Raw genomic sequence first — 15,991 nt, forward strand, 5'->3', positions numbered from 1 at the left:
TGGCGGCGTGAGCGCACACGAGCTGACCGTCCGCACCGACGACGGCGTCGACCTGCACGTCGAGGTGGACGGGGTCGAGGACGCCTCGCTGACCGTCGTCCTCAGCCACGGCTTCACCGCCCGCCTGGGTGAGTGGGACCTGCAGCGGGAGGCGCTGCGCAGCCGCGCCCGGCTGGTGCTGTGGGACCAGCGCGGGCACGGCCGCTCCGGCTGGACGCCGCTGACCCGGGCGAGCATCGACCGCACCGGCCGAGACCTCGGCCAGGTGCTCGACGCCGTCGTCCCCCGGGGCCCGGTGGTGCTGGCCGGCCACTCGATGGGCGGGATGAGCGTCATGGCACTGGCCCGCCGGCGCCCCGAGCTGTTCGGCACCCGCGTCGTCGGCGCCTTCCTGCTGGCCACCTCCGCCGGCGGGCTGGTCACCACCGGGGTCGTCGGGCTCGCCGTGCGCCTGCTGCGCGCGCTCGGCCTGCTGCCGGTGTACCTCTGGCTGCTGCAGCTGTGGGCGCCGCTGCTGGAGCGCTTCCGCCGCCGCGGCACGCGGATCGGTCGCTGGTACACCCGCCGCTACCTGTTCGGCAGGGACGACGCCGACCCGGAGCAGGTCCGGGTGGTGCAGGACCTGCTGGAGGAGACGCCGCTGCCGGTCACGATGGCCTTCTACGCGACCCTGATCGACCACGACGAGCACGCCGCCCTGCCGGTGCTGGCCCGCGTGCCGGTCACCGTCGTCGCCGCCACCCACGACCGGCTCACCCCGCTGCCCCACGGACGCCGGCTGGCGGCGGACATCGGCCCGGCGGCCGAGCTCGTCGTCGTCGACGGCGCCGGCCACAGCGTCAACCTGACCCGCCCCGCGATCGTCGACGCGGCGTTCCTGCGGCTGCTCGACCGGGCGGAGGCCGTCGGTCGCGCGGCGTGACCTCCGGTGGACGGAACCGCGGCCACGTGGTCGGGTAGGGCCCACCCGCAGGGGGTGACGGCGTTCCGCACGTCCCCGGGGAGCTGCGACGATGGCCCGCCGCCAGCCGGCGGGGTGGAGGGAGCCGACCGTGGACCGGATGAGTCCGACCGATGCCGGGTTCTACTACGCGGAGAGCGAGAACACACCGCTCCACGTGGGCTCCGTGGCGGTGTTCGAGGGACCGGCGCCCTCCTACGGCGACGTCGTGCGGCTGCTGCTCGGCAAACTCCCGCTGGTCCCCCGCTACCGGCAGCGGGTCCGGCGGGTCCCGCTGGACCTGGGCCGGCCGCTGTGGGTCGACGACCCGCACTTCCAGATCCTGTACCACGTCCGGCACACCGCGGTCCCGAGCCCGGGCGGTGAGGAGCAGCTGCGCAACCTGGCCGGCCGGGTCCTCGGGCAGCGCCTGGACCTCGCCAAGCCGCTGTGGGAGCTGTGGCTGGTCGAGGGCCTGGAGGACGGCCGCTGGGCGCTGATCTCCAAGGTCCACCACTGCATGGTCGACGGCATCGCCGGCACCGACCTGATGCAGCTGGTGTTCGACCTCACGCCCGACGCCACGCACGGCGAGGCGCAGGACTGGACCCCGCAGCGCAACCCGTCGTCCCTCGAGGTGGTCGCCGGCGCCGTGCAGGACGCCGTCGCGCACCCACTGCGCGAGCTGACCCGGCTGCCCGGCGCGGGCGGGGTGCGCGGCGCCCTGCGGGCCGGGCGGTCGCTGGTCGCCGGCGCGCCCTCCGCGGCCCGCCAGCTCGCCACGCCGACCGCCCGCTCCCTCAACGGGCCGATCGGCCCGCACCGGCGGTGGGCCTGGTCCGACGTGGGGTTCGACGAGCTGAAGGGCGTCCGGACGGCGTTCGGCGGCACGGTCAACGACGTCGTCCTGACCGCCATCACGGGCGGCTTCCGCGAGCTGCTGGAGCGGCGCGGCTCGCTGCGCGAGGGCCTGGTCGTGCGCTCGCTGGTGCCGATCTCGGTGCGCCGGCCGGGCCAGCGGGGGCAGCTGGGCAACCAGATCTCGCCGGCCTTCGTCGACCTGCCCGTCGCCGAGTCGGATCCGGTGGCCCGGCTGGCGTCGGTACGCCGCCAGATGGACCGGCACAAGGAGGTCATGCAGGCCGTCGACGCCCGCTCCATCATCGGGATGGGCGACTTCGTGGCGCCGACGATGCTGTCCCTGGGCGTGCGCGCCGCGATGTCCGCCGGGCAGACGTGGTGCCAGGCGGTCACCACCAACGTGCCCGGGCCACGGGTGCCGCTGTACGTGCTGGGCCGGCGGATGTGCTCCGCCCACGCCTACGTGCCGATCGCCGGCGGCATCCGGGTGTCGATCGGGATCTTCTCCTACCTCAGGACGATGACCTTCGGGATCAACGCCGACTTCGACGCCTTCCCCGACGTCGACGTCCTCTCCGCGGGCATCCGGCGCAGCATCGACGAGCTGGTCGCCGCCGCCCGGGACGCCGCCTCCTCCCCCGCGGTCACCTGACGGGTTGGCCGCCGCGCCGGTCGGGTAGCCGGTCGGCGTGGCAGTCCCCGAGTCCGACCTCACCGTCGCCGTCACCGGTCCCACGGGGACCTTCGGCGCCGGCCTCGTCCCGCTCCTGCAGGCCGACGACCGCGTGCAGCGCATCGTCGGCATCGCCCGGCGGCCGTTCGACCCGGCCGAGCGGGGCTGGACGAAGATGGAGTACCGGCGCGGGGACGTCCGCGACCCGTCCGCGCTGCAGGAGGCGTTCGCCGGCGCCGACGTCGTCGTCCACCTGGCCTTCCTCATCACCGGCAACGCCTCGCGCGGGACCACCCGGGCGATCAACGTCGACGGCACGCTCAACGCCTTCCGCGCCGCCGCGGCCGCCGGCGCCCAGCGCTTCGTCTACGCCTCGTCGGTCGCCGCCTACGGCTGGCACCCGGACAACCCCGAGCCGATCGCCGAGGACTGGCCGGTGCGCCCCGCCGCCCGGCTGTTCTACGCGCAGGAGAAGGCCGAGCTCGAGCAGCTGCTCGACGCCGAGTCGGCCACCACACCTGGTCTCGCGCTGTACCTCCTGCGCCCGCCGATCGTGCTCGGGCCGAACGCCGTCGGCGCCAAGGACGTCCTGCCCGGCCCGCTGGCGCCGATCGGCCGCCGGCTGTTCGGCCGCCCCCGGCGGCTCCCGGTGAGCGTCCCGGTGGTGACGCCGGAGCTCCGGCTGCAGGTCGTGCACGAGGAGGACGTCGGCCGGGCGCTGCAGCTGTGCGTCGTCGCCGCCGGCCCGCCCGGCGCCTACAACATCGCCGGGGACGGGGTGCTGACCGCGGCCGACGTCGCCCGGGAGTTCGGCGCGCTGCCGATCCCGGTGCCCGCCGCCCCGGCCCAGCTGGCCGCCCGCGCCGTGGCCCGGCTGCCCTTCCTGCCGCCGGCCGCCGAGTGGGTGGAGGCGGCCAGCCGCCCGGTCATCATGGACACCGCCAAGGCCAAGCAGCAGCTGGGCTGGCGGCCCCGCTACACCGGGCGGGAGGCGCTGCGGGACACCCTGCGGTGAGAGGGCCCCCTGCTCCCCGCCCCTCACGAGCCCGCGGCGGGACCCGGCAGGGGGCTGCGGTGCCCTGCGGAGGGCCTACGGCGTCGGGACCACCGACGGCAGCCAGGCCAGCACGTGCTCGGCCAGCAGCTCCGGGCACTGCAGCTGCGGCACGTGCCCGACGCCGGGCAGCTCGACGTAGCCCCAGTCCGGGTGCCGGCGCGCGACGTCGCGGGCCACGGACACCGGCACCAAGCGGTCGCGGTCGCCGTGCACCAGCAGCACCGGCACCCGCACGCCCGCCATCGCCCGGCGCACCAGCCGCGGGTCGGCCAGCAGCAGGAGCAGCGAGCGCGCCGCGGTGAGGAACGCGCGGTCCATGCCCGCGACGTCCCGCCGCTCGTCGACCAGCGCGACCGAGCGGTCGACCAGCGCCGGCGGGACGCCGTCGGGGTCGACGCCGCAGAGCTCCAGCATCTCCCGGACCGTGCCCCGCGCACCGAGCCTGCGGCGACGGCCGGCCAGGTAGCGCTGGCCCGCGCCGGGCAGCGCGTAGAGCCCGAACGCCGCCGCGACGCGGGGGTCCGGTCGTCCCCGCGGGCCGGGCAGGGCGGCATCGACCAGCACCAGCCCGCTCACCTTCGCCGGTGAGCGCTCCGCCTCGAGGACCGAGACCATCCCGCCCATCGAGTTGCCCACCAGCACCACCGGGCCGCCGGTCACCTCGCGCACGAAGCGGTCGAGCACCACCACGTTGTCCCGCACGTTCGCCGTCCGCTGCTCCGGCTCGCTGCGGCCGAAGCCGGGCAGGTCGAGGGCGTGCACCCGGGCGTGCGGGGTCAGCAGCGGGGCGAACAGGTCCCAGTTGAGGTGCGAGCCGCCCAGGCCGTGCACCAGGACGACGATCGGCCCGTCCGCACGGCCGCCGAAGTCGACGTGGTGCACCGGGCCGTCGATGTCCACGGTGCGGCTGCGCCCGGGGCTGCCCGCACCGCCGGTCTGGGCGTCCATGTCCGTACCGTGCCACGCCCGCGTCCCCGCCCGTCCGCCAGGGCCCGGGTCCACGGGGTGTGTCACACGGCACTGCCGGACTGCCGATGGGTGTATCAGGTACCGCTCCGGAGTGTCAGGAGCAGTACCCGGTGGTACCTGCGGGGCGGGCCGCCCACGGAGGCCGGCTGACGAGGAGGACGACGTGACGCGAGGCGATGGACCGGCGCTGCCGCTGTACCTGACCGAACCGGGCCGGGCGGTGGCCGACTTCGGGCTGTACCTGGCGGCACGACCGCTCCTGCCGCGGCTGCCGCAGGGCGACGGGCACCCGGTGCTGGTGCTCCCGGGGTTCCTCACCGACGACACGTCGACGAGGGTGCTCCGCTCGACGCTGCGCCGGCTGGGCTACCGCGTGCACGGCTGGCGCCTGGGCCGCAACATCGGCCCCACGGGCGCCTGCGTGGCCGGGATGCGGGACCGGATCGACGACCTCAGCGACCGCTACGGCCGGCCGCTGTCCCTCGTCGGCTGGAGCCTGGGTGGCATCTTCGCCCGCGACCTGGCCCGGCGGACGCCGGACTCGGTCCGGCAGGTGGTCACCCTGGGCAGCCCGATCCGGCTCAACCGGCACAGCCAGAGCCGGGCGTCGCGGGCCTTCGACCGGTACGCGCACCTGCACGTCGAGCGCCGCTCGCTGCCGCTGGAGCCCGACGGCTCGCCGCTGCCCGTGCCCACCACGTCGATCTACTCGCACTACGACGGCATCGTGCACTGGCGGACCTGTCTGGAGACCCCCGGCGAGCGGTGCGAGAACATCGCCGTGATGGCCAGCCACCTGGGCCTGGGCCACCACCCGGCCGCGCTCTGGGCGATCGCCGACCGGCTCGCCCAGCCGGAGGGCACCTGGCGGCCGTTCAAGCCCCCGGTGTTCCTCCGTCCGGCCTTCCCGCGCCCCGACCTGCCCGCTCCGCTGACGAGCGCGACCGCCGCAGCCTGACCGCGCCGCCGCCCGACCCACCGCCGCCCGACCCCACCGCCGCCGAGGGCCCGACGACCGCACGGTCGCCGGGCCCTGGTGCATGCCGGCCGACTGCTGCCGGCGCTGCCCTCGGCCGACCGCGCGAACGCGACGAACCCCAGGTGAGCGCCGTCGACGTCCTGCTGTTCGTGCACCCCGGCGTTGCCGACCGCGTCCATTCTCGCAGGTCGGGACGACAGCCGTGAGGCGCCCGGACACCGCATTGCATGGCGCCCAATGGAATCGACCCGAGTTCTCCCCCGCCGCGTGGTCGACGGACACGGTGTCGCCGCCCGCGGCGGTGAGCACCCGCGGCGGAGGCTGACAGGGCGGCGGTGGCCGCGGGCCGGGACCACCGCACCGACCGGCCAGCTCATCGACGTACCGTCAGGGTCCCGACACGCTGCGCTCGCGGGGTGCCCTCGAGCGGACTCCCGGACGCGGGGCCCCGCAACGGCGGGTGACATCTCCTCGTCGACTGCGCTCGGTGACGACGAGCCGTGCGACGCGGCGGGCGCGTGGCCGCCGGGAGACAAATCTCGTCGTCGTCCTTGCAGGGATCCTGGTCCCCACCCAGGGTTACCGGGACGTCGTCGCGGCTCCCCTCGCGACCATTCCCATCCCTTTCGCCCGGAGACGACATGCGCGTGGTCGCGCTCATCCCCGCACACAATGAGGAAGAGACGATCGACATAGCGATCGACTCCCTGCGCAGTCAGTCGCGCCCACCCGACCGCATTGTCGTGGTCGCCGACAATTGCACCGACCGCACCGTGGAGTACGCCGTCGCAAAAGGAGTCGAGGTCTTTCCCACGACGGGGAACACCCACAAGAAGGGCGGCGCGCTGAACCAGGCGCTCGCGCGTGAGCTCCCGGGGCTCGACGACGAGGACGGCGTGTTCGTGATGGACGCCGACTCCAGCCTCGACGACGGGTTCTTCGAGTCGGCCATCGCCCTGCTGAGCCGGCCGAGACCCGGCCGTCACGCCGCCGACCAGGGCACTCGCACAGCTCACGCGGGCCGCTACGGGGGGATCGGCGGCACCTTCCGGGGTCGCGACGGCGGCGGGTTCGTGGGATGGCTGCAGCGCAACGAGTACGCGCGCTATGCACGGGACGTCAGACGCCGTGGTGGCCGCGTGCTCGTCCTCACCGGAACGGCCACCCTGTTCCGCGTCCGCGCCCTCCGCGACGTCCACGAGGCACGGCTCGACGGTCGGCTGCCCGGGGTCGGCTACGTCTACGACACGCAGGTCCTGACCGAGGACAACGAGCTCACCTTCGCACTCCTGCACCTGGGATACCGGATCCGCTCGCCGAAGCACTGCACCCTGACCACGGAGGTCATGCCCACGTGGGGTGACCTCTACCGCCAGCGGCTGCGCTGGAAGCGGGGAGCGCTGGAGAACTGCCTGCAGTACGGCCTGACCAGGCACACGTTCGAGTACTGGTTCCGGCAGCTCTGGACCGGTCTGGGCGTCGTGGTCATCGTCGCCTACCTCCTCAGCATCGTCTGGGCCCTCGCCGTGGAAGGTGGCGTGGTCCTGCACCCCCTGTGGCTCGCGATCACCGTCCTCTTCGCCGTCGAGCGCGTGGTCACCGTCCGGTCGCGCGGCGCACTGGCGATGGTCGTCGCCTCGGTGGTCTTCGTGGAGATGACGTTCGACCTGTTCCTGCAAGGAGTGCACGGCAAAGCCGTCCTGGACTCCGTCACCCAACGAGAGAGAGCTTGGTGAGCGTGTACTTCACCCCCGCGGCCGCTGCGGCGGTCCTCCTCCCTGCGACCGGCAGCGACTACTTCTGGCTGTTCATGGCCGCATTCACCCTGGTGACCGCATTCGGCGCCCTCCTCCGCGTTCTGCCGCGCAGGGAGGAATGACGCGTTCTCATCCGCCCGCGAGGAGGGACAGGCCCGCCGCCGTCCTGCTGGGCCTCTCCTCGGCGGCGGCCATCCTGATGGTGCTGTGCCTCACCACGGGGCTCATCTCGCCGTCGAGCGCGGACCCGCCCCCGCTGAACGCCTTGTCCCTCGACGACGACGCCACCTACGTCGGGGGCCACGCGACGGCCATCATCACCTTCGACGACGGCCCGGATCCCGTGTGGACCCCACTGGTCCTCGACGTGCTTCGGGCAGCCGACGTCAGAGCGGTCTTCTTCCTCATCGGCGAGCGAGCGGCCGACCACCCGGACCTGGTACGACGGATCGCCGCCCAGGGGCACGTCATCGGCAACCACACGTACACGCACCCCGACCCCCTCGTGGTCACCGCCGGTCAGCTCGCCGAGGAGATCGACCGCACCAACGAGGTGATCGGGCGCATCACGGGCGTCCGACCCACCCTCTTCCGGCCTCCCTTCGGACACGTGACGACGGCGGTGCAGGACCTGGTGGAGCGACGGGGGATGCACACCGTCATGTGGGACAACTCGTCAGGCGACTACGAGCAACCCGCTGCCTCGACCATGGTCGACCGCGTCCTGGGGACGGCGCGACCCGGCCCGGGCACGATCGTCCTGCTGCACGACGGGGACGCCGGCAGGCGTTCCGGCAGCGACCGGCAGCAGACGTGTCTCGCGCTGGGACCGATCATCACCGGGTTGAGGGAGCGCGGGTTCACCATCAGCACCCATGTGCCCGTGCCCGACCCCTGATGTCGGCCCGCACCGGTCGTGTTCGCCGTGACCCGGGCTCGCGCGCCCGCCACCTGGTGCGCTCGCTCTCCCCGCTCCCCGGAGCGTCCTCTCCTGCCCGGCGACCCTTCCGGCGGAGACGCGCACGGCACGGTGCACCGCCTGCCCGGCGCGCCCGACCAGTGCTGTTCGCCTCGGCGGCCCTGGCGGCGATCACGACGGCGGTGCTCGTGACGCCCGGAGACCACGTGCGCCCCTGGCCCGGTGACGTCGACGTGCCATGGGCCCGGGAGCCGGCGTCCCTGGTGTGGTCCGACGAGTTCGAGGGTCCCGCCGGTACGCCGCCGGACCCGCTGCTGTGGGACCTCGAGACAGGAGCCGAGTGGACCGAGGGCGAGCTGCAGTGCTACACGGCCGACCCCGCGAACGCCAGCCGGGACGGGGACGGCCACCTCGTGATCCGCGCCCTCCGCAGTCCCGGCCACCGCTGCGAGGACGGGCGTGTCCGGGACTACACGTCGGCGCGCATGACGACTCGTCACCACGCCGACCACGGCACCCTCGCCGTACGGGCCCGCCTCCCCACGGGTCGCGGCACGTGGCCGGCCATCTGGGCGCTCGGCAGCAACTACCCCGAGGTCGGCTGGCCGCAGTGCGGTGAGATGGACCTGGCGGAGGCCAGCGGGCAGGACCCCCGCAGCGTCGGCATCCACCTGCACGGCCCCGGCTACAGCCACGCCGACGCGCTCGGGACGAGGCACCGCCTGGAGGTCGAGGCGACCTACTTCCACGTGTACGCGGTGACCTGGAGCGACGATCGCGTGGACTTCTCCGTCGACGGGCGCCACGCCTGGGGGACGAGCCGGGACGACCTCCCCGACGGGGCGACCTGGGCGCTGGACCACTCCTTCTTCGCGATCCTGAACGTCGCGGTCGGCGGGACCCTGGCCGGGCCGCCTGATGAGACCACCACCTGGCCCCAGGAGATGACGGTCGACTACGTGCGCTTCTACAGCGCGTGAGACCGCGACGGGCTGCACCGGCGACCGGAGGCCGTGGGGTGCACGGTGGGCGCGGCAGGGATCGAACCTGCGACCGCTCGCTTGTAAGGCGAGAGCTCTCCCGCTGAGCTACGCGCCCCGCGCGCCCAGGGTAGTTGACGGACCGCCCTGTCCCCGCCACTCGCGGGCTCGCGGCGGGACCCTGCCGGGGGCCGCCGGTGGCGTGGCCGGCGCACGGCCACGCCACCGGCAGGATCACGCGGCCAGCGCCGCCACCGCGTCCTTCCAGCCCGACTGCTCGCGGGCGTCCCCGGGGCCGTTGACCTCGGTGAACGCGATGCGGCCCTCGGCGTCGACGAGGAAGGTGCCGCGCACGGCCATGCCCGCCTTGTCGTTGAAGACGCCGTAGGCCTGCGCGACGGAGCCGTGCGGCCAGAAGTCCGACAGGAGCGGGAAGTCGAAGCCCTCCTGCTCCTTCCACGCCTTGAGGGTGGGGGCCGGGTCGGTGCTGAGGGCCAGCACCCGGACGCCCGCGTCGGTGTAGGTCGTCAGCTCGTCGCGCAGCTGGCACAGCTCACCGGTGCAGATCCGCGAGAAGGCGAACGGGTAGAAGACGAGCAGGACCGGGGTCCCGCGCAGATCGGTGAGCGACACGACCTGCCGGTCCTGGTCAGGCAGGTTGAACTCGGGCGCGGCGTTCCCGACGGAGAGGCTCATGCGCCGATCGTGCCGCACCGCCGGCGCGGACCGGACGGCCCCCCTGCGGGGTCCCCCCGCCGGTCCGGTGACATCAGGGAGCGGCCCCCTCGCAAGGCCCCGCGGCGAGCTCGCGAGCCGTGGGGCGAGGGGGGTCCTTGCTCAGCGGCGGCTGCGGGCGGCCTTGGGGGTGACCAGGCGGATGCCGGACCAGTCCTTGGCCGCCGACACGCTGCTGGTCTGCGACAGGCCCGCGGTGGGGGCGACCTCGGTGACGTCGCCGGGCTCGACGTGCCCCGGCCGGCCGGACTTGGGCACCAGCAGCCACACGACGCCGTCGTCGGCCAGCGACGTGATCGCGTCGGTCAGCGCGTCGAAGAGGTCGCCGTCGTCCTCCCGCCACCACAGGAGCACGACGTCGGCCACCTCGTCGGTGTCCTCGTCGACCATCTCGCTGCCGGACACCTCGACGATGGAGTCCCGCAGGTCCTCGTCGGCGTCCTCGTCCCAGCCGAGCTCCTGCACGACCATGCCCGGCTTGATGCCCAGCCGGGCCGCCATGCTGGCGCTGCCCGAGTCGACGCTCATCCCTGCTGTTCCTCCATGGGTTCCGTTGCTGCTGACCGGGGAGCACGGACGTGCCCGCGCCGGTGGGGTGTCGTGGGGGTGGGTCTCGCCGCCCGGTGCGCGGGGTGCGGAGGACGGCGGCGGAGCAGGACACGACCAGCGGGAGACCTCCCCCGCAGCCCGGCCATGTCACCCCTTTCCGTCCGCACCGGTCCTCCCCGCCTCGGGTCGTCCGAGGCCACGGCCGGCGTAGGCGGAAGCGTAGGGCATGCCTGGTCACGTGCAAGTGTGTCGAGGGGGCTCGCTGGACCGGTCTCGTCCCGCCTGGTGAGCGGCGGGCGTGACGCGCACCCCACCTGCGGGGGACGATGTGCCCATGAGCGCTCCGCAGCAGCCGGGTGGCGACCCCGCCCGCGACGCCGGCAACGAGACCGGACGGGCCCGCGCGGTCATCACCGACGGGCTCCCCAGCCAACTGGTCGACACCGACCCCGACGAGACCAACGAGTGGCTGGAGTCGCTGGACGCCGTCGTCGACCACGCCGGTCGCGGCCGCGCCCGCTACCTCATGCTCCGCATGCTGGAGCGCAGTCGCCAGCAGCAGGTCGGCGTCCCCGCCCTGCGCAGCACCGACTACATCAACACCATCCCGCCCGAGCGGGAGCCGTGGTTCCCGGGCGACGAGGACGTGGAGCGCCGGATCCGCGCCTACATCCGCTGGAACGCCGCGATCATGGTGCACCGCGCGCAGCGCCCGGGGGTCGGCGTCGGCGGGCACATCTCCTCCTACGCGAGCTCCGCGTCCCTCTACGAGGTCGGCTTCAACCACTTCTTCCGCGGCAAGGACCACCCCGGCGGCGGCGACCAGATCTGGTTCCAGGGGCACGCCTCCCCCGGCATCTACGCCCGCGCCTACCTCGAGGGCCGCCTCGACGAGAACCAGCTCGACGGCTTCCGGCAGGAGGTGAGCCACCCCGGCGGTGGGCTGTCGTCCTACCCGCACCCGCGGCTGATGCCGGACTTCTGGGAGTTCCCCACCGTCTCGATGGGCCTGGGCCCGATGAACGCGGTCTACCAGGCGCGGTTCAACCGCTACCTGCACGCCCGCGGCATCAAGGACACCTCCGACCAGCACGTCTGGGCCTTCCTGGGCGACGGCGAGATGGACGAGCCCGAGTCGCTGGGCGTGATCGGCCTCGCCGCGCGCGAGGAGCTGGACAACCTCACGTTTGTCATCAACTGCAACCTGCAGAGGCTCGACGGCCCGGTGCGCGGCAACGGCAAGGTCATCCAGGAGCTGGAGTCCTTCTTCCGCGGCGCCGGCTGGAACGTCGTCAAGGTGATCTGGGGCCGGGAGTGGGACCCGCTGCTGGCGGCCGACCGCGACGGCGCGCTGGTCAACCTCATGAACCAGACGCCGGACGGCGACTACCAGACCTACAAGGCCGAGGACGGCGCCTTCGTCCGCGAGCACTTCTTCGGCCGGGACCCCCGCACCCGCAAGCTCGTGGAGAACATGAGCGACCAGGAGGTCTGGAACCTCTCCCGCGGCGGGCACGACTACCGCAAGGTCTACGCGGCGTTCAAGGCGGCGGTGGAGCACAAGGGCCAGCCCACGGTCATCCTCGCCAAGACCATCAAGGGCTGGACCCTCGGCAGCCACTTCGAGGGCCGCAACTCCACCCACCAGATGAAGAAGCTGACCGCGGAGGACCTCGCCGGGTTCCGCGACCGGCTCTACCTGCCGATCCCCGACGAGCAGCTCGACAAGACCCTGCCGCCGTACTACAAGCCGGACCCGGACTCCGACGAGATGCAGTACATGCTCGAGCGGCGCCGGCAGCTGGGCGGCGCGGTGCCCCGGCGCCGGTCGGAGTTCAAGACGCTCAAGGCGCCCGAGGACAAGGCCCTCGACGTCCTGCGGCGCGGTTCCGGCAAGCAGGAGGTCGCCACCACGATGGCGTTCGTCCGCCTGCTCAAGGAGCTGCTCAAGGACAAGGAGCTCGGCCCGCGCTTCGTGCCGATCATCCCGGACGAGGCCCGCACCTTCGGGATGGACTCCCTCTTCCCGTCGCAGAAGATCTACAACCCGGCCGGCCAGCGCTACACCTCGGTCGACCGCGAGCTGATGCTGGCGTACAAGGAGTCCGAGCAGGGCGTGATCCTGCACGAGGGCATCAACGAGGCAGGCTCCACGGCGTCGTTCACCGCCGTCGGCACCTCGTACGCCACGCACGGCGAGCCGATGGTCCCGATCTACATCTTCTACTCGATGTTCGGGTTCCAGCGGACCGGCGACTCGTTCTGGGCGGCCGCCGACCAGATGACCCGCGGCTTCGTCCTCGGCGCCACCGCCGGCCGGACGACGCTCAACGGCGAGGGCCTCCAGCACGAGGACGGCCACTCGCTGCTGCTGGCGCACACCAACCCGGCCGTCGTCTCCTACGACCCCGCGTTCTCTTACGAGGTCGGGCACATCACCAAGGACGCGCTGGCGCGCATGTACGGCGACGACCCGGGCGCCCCGCTGGGCGGCTCCCGCTCGCCCGACGTCATGTACTACCTGACGGTCTACAACGAGCCGTACAACCAGCCGGCCGAGCCCGAGGGCCTCGACCTGCAGGGCCTGCTCGCGGGCATGTACCGCTACGCGCCCGGCCAGGGCGACGGCCACAAGGCCCAGGTGCTCGCCTCCGGCGTCGCGGTGCCGTGGGCGCTGCGCGCGCAGGAGCTGCTGGCCCAGGACTGGGGCGTGTCGGCCGACGTGTGGTCGGTGACGTCGTGGAACGAACTGCGGCGGCAGGCCGACGCGGCCGAGGAGCACAACCTGCTGCACCCGGAGGAGGAGCCGCAGGTCCCGTACGTGACCCAGCGGCTGCAGGACGCCCCCGGGCCCGTCGTGGCGGTGTCGGACTGGATGCGTGCCGTGCCCGACCTCATCGCGCCGTACGTCCCCGGCGGGATGGCGACGCTGGGCACCGACGGGTTCGGCCTGTCCGACACCCGTCCGGCGCTGCGGCGGCACTTCCACGTCGACGCCGAGTCGATCGTCGTCCGGGTGCTCGCCTCGCTGGCCCAGCGCGGCGAGGTCGACCGGGACGTCGTCCGCCAGGCGGTGGAGAAGTACCAGATCCGGGACGTGCAGGCCGCGCCGGAAGAGGAGCGGTCGGACCCGAGCCCGGCCACGTAAGAGGACCCCCCTTGCCCCCCGCCACTCGCAGGCTCGCGGCGGGACCCTGTAAGGGGGCCAGCGCCGGCGGCGGCCACCGGGAGGTGGCCGTCGTCGGCGGCGGGGTGGTCGGTCTGACCTGCGCGCTCGAGCTCGCCCGCGCGGGGCACCGGGTCCGGGTGCACACCGCCGACCCGCCCGAGGCGACCACCTCCGCCGTGGCCGCCGCCCTCTGGTTCCCCTACCGGGCGGCGCCCGCGCACGCCGTCCTGCGCTGGGGCGCGACCTCGCTCGAGGTCCTCACCCGGCTGGCCGCCGATCCCGCGACCGGGGTGGCGCTCCAGCCGGGCACGTTCGTGCACCGCACGCCGGAACCCGACCTGTGGTGGACGCCTGGTGTGGCGGGCATCCGTCCGGCGAGCGCGGAGGAGCTCCCACCCGGTGCGCCCGCCGGCACCCGGTGCACCCTGCCCGTGGTCGACATGGGCCGCTACCTGCCCTGGCTGGCCGACACCTGCGCGTCGGCGGGGGTCGAGACCGTGCCCGGCCGGGTGGGCGGGCTCGACGAGGTGGCCGGGAACGTCGTCGTGGTCGCGGCGGGACTGGCGTCCGGGGCACTCGTCGACGACGACTCCGGCGTCCCCGTGCAGGGCCAGGTGGTGCGGCTGGCCGACCCGGGGCTGACCGGCTGGCTGCTGGACGACGACAACCCGGGCGGGCTCACCTACGTCGTCCCCCGCGGTGGCGACGTGGTCTGCGGCGGCACCGCCGTGGAGGGTGCCACCGGCACCGAGCCGGATCCGGAGGTCGAGGCCGCGCTGCTGGCGAGGGCGTGCGCCCTCGTCCCCGAGCTGCGCGGACAGCCGGTGCTCTCCCGGGCGGTCGGCCTGCGCCCCGGCCGGCCCACCGTCCGGCTGGAACGGCTGGACGTCGCCGGGCGACCGGTGGTGGCCTGCTATGGGCACGGCGGAGCCGGTGTCACCCTCTCCTGGGGCTGCGCCGCCGACGTGGCCGGCCTGGTCAGGTGAGGGACCCCGTCCTCCCCGTGAAGGACCACCGCCACTCGCAGGCTCGCGCCAGGCCCCGTCCGGAGGCTCGCCGCGAGCTTGCGAGCGGTGAGGGAGACGGGGTCCTTCCACCTGCAAGTGGGCCGTCAGGGCTCGGGGCGGTGCCCCGGACCGGGCCTCAGGCGCCCAGCGCGTCCAGCGCCATCGCGGCGTGGAGGGCCGCCCCGGCCGGCAGCACGTCCTCGTCGAAGACCACCAGGTTGGAGTGGTTGCCCGCGGCGGCGTCCGGCTCGACCCCCGCCGGGCAGGCGCCCAGGAAGGCCATCGCGCCGGGTACCCGCTGCAGCACGTAGGCGAAGTCCTCCGCGCCCATCAGCGGTTCCGCGGCGAGGACGCTGCGCTCCGGTCCGACCAGCTCCCCTGCGACCGCGAGCACCCGGTCCGCCACCGCCGGGTCGTTGTCGGTCACCGGGTAGCCCTGCCGGTGCACGAACTCGACCTCCATGTCGTGCGCGGCGGCCACGTGCGTGGCGACCCGCCGGACCGAGGCGACGACGTCGGCCCGCCGCTCGGGCGAGAGCGTGCGGATGGTGCCCTGCAGGTAGGCGGTGTCCGGGATGACGTTGTCGGTGGAGCCGGCCGCCAGGTTGGCCACCGTCACCACCGCCGGGTCGAAGACCGGAGCGCGGCGGGTGACCATCGTCTGCAGCGCCAGCACGATCTCCGCGGCGACCGGCACCGGGTCGGCGGCGGCGTGCGGCATCGAGGCGTGCCCACCCCGGCCGCGGACGGTGACCTCCCAGTGGTCGGCGGCGGCCATCATCGGCCCGGGCCGCACGCTGACCACGCCCCCGGGCTGGTTGGCGAAGACGTGCAGCGCGAACGCCCCGACGACCGGCGCCTCCGGGACGGCGTCCAGCAGGCCCTCCTCGAGCATGTAGCGCGCCCCGTGGAAGCCCTCCTCCCCCGGCTGCAGCATGAGCACGACCTGGCCGGCGATCTCGTCGCGGCGCTCGGCCAGCAGCCGCGCGGCGCCCAGCAGCATCGCGGTGTGCAGGTCGTGCCCGCAGGCGTGCATGGCGCCGGGCACCTCGGAGGCGAACGGCAGCCCGGTGTCCTCGTGCACCGGCAGGGCGTCCATGTCGGCGCGCAGCAGGTAGGTGGGTCCGGGACGGGCGCCGCGCAGCACGCCGACGACCGAGGTCGTGCTCGTGCCCGTCGTCACCTCCACCGGCAGCCCGGCCAGCCCCTCCAGCACGGTGGCCTGGGTGCGCGGCAGGTGCAACCCGGTCTCCGGGGTGCGGTGCAGCCGGCGGCGCAGGTCCACGGTGCGGTCGGCGTCGTCACGGGCGGCGGCCAGCAGGTCCGCGGCGGTGATGGGCATGCCGCCACTGTCACACGACCGGGGAGGGCTCGGTCCCGGACCCCGCCGGCGGGG

The 15,991-nt window shown here is 74.0% G+C and carries 14 protein-coding genes and 1 tRNA gene; 10 read left to right on the forward strand and 5 right to left on the reverse strand.

Going from position 1 to position 15,991, the window contains the following annotated elements; all coding sequences use genetic code 11:
* Positions 1-7: 7 nt before the first annotated feature.
* The 3 genes from BMW27_RS06650 to BMW27_RS06660 all read left to right on the forward strand — a co-directional run bounded on the left by BMW27_RS06650 (position 8) and on the right by BMW27_RS06660 (position 3,489).
* Complete coding sequence (locus tag BMW27_RS06650; protein WP_091440909.1) at positions 8-922, forward strand: alpha/beta fold hydrolase; 915 nt, start codon at positions 8-10, stop codon at positions 920-922.
* Between the two features lie 139 nt (positions 923-1,061).
* Positions 1,062-2,453 (forward strand): WS/DGAT/MGAT family O-acyltransferase, encoded by a 1,392-nt coding sequence (locus tag BMW27_RS06655; RefSeq protein ID WP_245743341.1) that lies wholly within the window; start codon positions 1,062-1,064, stop codon positions 2,451-2,453.
* A 37-nt stretch (positions 2,454-2,490) separates the two neighbouring features.
* Positions 2,491-3,489, forward strand: a complete 999-nt coding sequence (locus BMW27_RS06660; RefSeq protein WP_091440916.1) for an NAD-dependent epimerase/dehydratase family protein — start codon at positions 2,491-2,493, stop codon at positions 3,487-3,489.
* Positions 3,490-3,564: 75 nt separating this feature from the next.
* On the opposite strand, the gene BMW27_RS06665 is transcribed toward BMW27_RS06660, so the two are convergent.
* Entirely contained in the window at positions 3,565-4,479 is a 915-nt protein-coding gene (locus BMW27_RS06665) for an alpha/beta fold hydrolase (protein ID WP_091440919.1), read from the reverse strand.
* Positions 4,480-4,663: 184 nt separating this feature from the next.
* Between BMW27_RS06665 and BMW27_RS06670 the strand changes: the two genes are divergently transcribed.
* From BMW27_RS06670 to BMW27_RS06685, 5 genes are all read left to right on the forward strand, one after another.
* Positions 4,664-5,458 (forward strand): esterase/lipase family protein, encoded by a 795-nt coding sequence (locus BMW27_RS06670; protein WP_091440923.1) that lies wholly within the window; start codon positions 4,664-4,666, stop codon positions 5,456-5,458.
* Positions 5,459-6,120: 662 nt separating this feature from the next.
* Positions 6,121-7,215: a glycosyltransferase family 2 protein gene (locus tag BMW27_RS06675; RefSeq protein ID WP_091440926.1), complete on the forward strand. Its 1,095-nt coding sequence runs from the start codon at positions 6,121-6,123 to the stop codon at positions 7,213-7,215.
* A complete protein-coding gene (locus tag BMW27_RS22835) occupies positions 7,212-7,358 on the forward strand; it encodes an LPXTG cell wall anchor domain-containing protein (RefSeq protein WP_139206838.1) in 147 nt (48 codons plus the stop codon). Before BMW27_RS06675 ends, BMW27_RS22835 begins: the two co-directional genes overlap by 4 nt.
* Positions 7,355-8,134, forward strand: a complete 780-nt coding sequence (locus tag BMW27_RS06680) for a polysaccharide deacetylase family protein (RefSeq protein WP_091440930.1) — start codon at positions 7,355-7,357, stop codon at positions 8,132-8,134. Before BMW27_RS22835 ends, BMW27_RS06680 begins: the two co-directional genes overlap by 4 nt.
* A 161-nt stretch (positions 8,135-8,295) precedes the next feature.
* On the forward strand, positions 8,296-9,135 hold the full coding sequence (locus BMW27_RS06685; protein ID WP_175486391.1) for a glycoside hydrolase family 16 protein: 840 nt from the start codon (positions 8,296-8,298) through the stop codon (positions 9,133-9,135).
* Positions 9,136-9,181: 46 nt separating this feature from the next.
* Here BMW27_RS06685 and BMW27_RS06690 read toward each other — a convergent pair.
* The 3 genes from BMW27_RS06690 to BMW27_RS06700 form a co-directional block, all read right to left on the reverse strand.
* Positions 9,182-9,253 (reverse strand) — tRNA-Val (locus BMW27_RS06690).
* A 116-nt stretch (positions 9,254-9,369) separates the two neighbouring features.
* Positions 9,370-9,831, reverse strand: coding sequence for a peroxiredoxin (locus BMW27_RS06695; RefSeq protein WP_091440936.1), 462 nt, complete (start codon positions 9,829-9,831; stop codon positions 9,370-9,372).
* Positions 9,832-9,972: 141 nt separating this feature from the next.
* On the reverse strand, positions 9,973-10,398 hold the full coding sequence (locus BMW27_RS06700; RefSeq protein ID WP_012949524.1) for a DUF3052 domain-containing protein: 426 nt from the start codon (positions 10,396-10,398) through the stop codon (positions 9,973-9,975).
* A gap of 355 nt (positions 10,399-10,753) precedes the next feature.
* On the opposite strand from BMW27_RS06700, the gene aceE reads away from it, so the two are divergent.
* Together aceE and BMW27_RS06710 are read left to right on the forward strand one after the other, a co-directional pair.
* Positions 10,754-13,567, forward strand: coding sequence for a pyruvate dehydrogenase (acetyl-transferring), homodimeric type (gene aceE, locus BMW27_RS06705; protein WP_091440939.1), 2,814 nt, complete (start codon positions 10,754-10,756; stop codon positions 13,565-13,567).
* Positions 13,568-13,650: 83 nt separating this feature from the next.
* Positions 13,651-14,574, forward strand: a complete 924-nt coding sequence (locus BMW27_RS06710) for an FAD-dependent oxidoreductase (protein ID WP_091440941.1) — start codon at positions 13,651-13,653, stop codon at positions 14,572-14,574.
* 157 nt (positions 14,575-14,731) lie between these two features.
* On the opposite strand, the gene BMW27_RS06715 is transcribed toward BMW27_RS06710, so the two are convergent.
* Entirely contained in the window at positions 14,732-15,937 is a 1,206-nt protein-coding gene (locus tag BMW27_RS06715) for a M20 metallopeptidase family protein (protein WP_091440944.1), read from the reverse strand.
* Positions 15,938-15,991: the final 54 nt, after the last annotated feature.

Origin of the sequence: Geodermatophilus poikilotrophus (assembly GCF_900111455.1) — a bacterium.
In the GTDB taxonomy this organism is placed as follows: domain Bacteria; phylum Actinomycetota; class Actinomycetes; order Mycobacteriales; family Geodermatophilaceae; genus Geodermatophilus; species Geodermatophilus poikilotrophus.

Excerpts from the sequence above, each read along its gene's own strand:
- BMW27_RS06675 (WP_091440926.1), top strand. The coding sequence starts at position 6,121 with ATGCGCGTGGTCGCGCTCATCCCCGCACACAATGAGGAAGAGACGATC.
- BMW27_RS06680 (WP_091440930.1), top strand. The coding sequence starts at position 7,355 with ATGACGCGTTCTCATCCGCCCGCGAGGAGGGACAGGCCCGCCGCCGTC.
- BMW27_RS06695 (WP_091440936.1), bottom strand. The coding sequence starts at position 9,831 with ATGAGCCTCTCCGTCGGGAACGCCGCGCCCGAGTTCAACCTGCCTGAC.
- BMW27_RS06665 (WP_091440919.1), bottom strand. The coding sequence starts at position 4,479 with ATGGACGCCCAGACCGGCGGTGCGGGCAGCCCCGGGCGCAGCCGCACC.
- aceE (WP_091440939.1), top strand. The coding sequence starts at position 10,754 with ATGAGCGCTCCGCAGCAGCCGGGTGGCGACCCCGCCCGCGACGCCGGC.
- BMW27_RS06715 (WP_091440944.1), bottom strand. The coding sequence starts at position 15,937 with ATGCCCATCACCGCCGCGGACCTGCTGGCCGCCGCCCGTGACGACGCC.
- BMW27_RS06655 (WP_245743341.1), top strand. The coding sequence starts at position 1,062 with ATGAGTCCGACCGATGCCGGGTTCTACTACGCGGAGAGCGAGAACACA.
- BMW27_RS06700 (WP_012949524.1), bottom strand. The coding sequence starts at position 10,398 with ATGAGCGTCGACTCGGGCAGCGCCAGCATGGCGGCCCGGCTGGGCATC.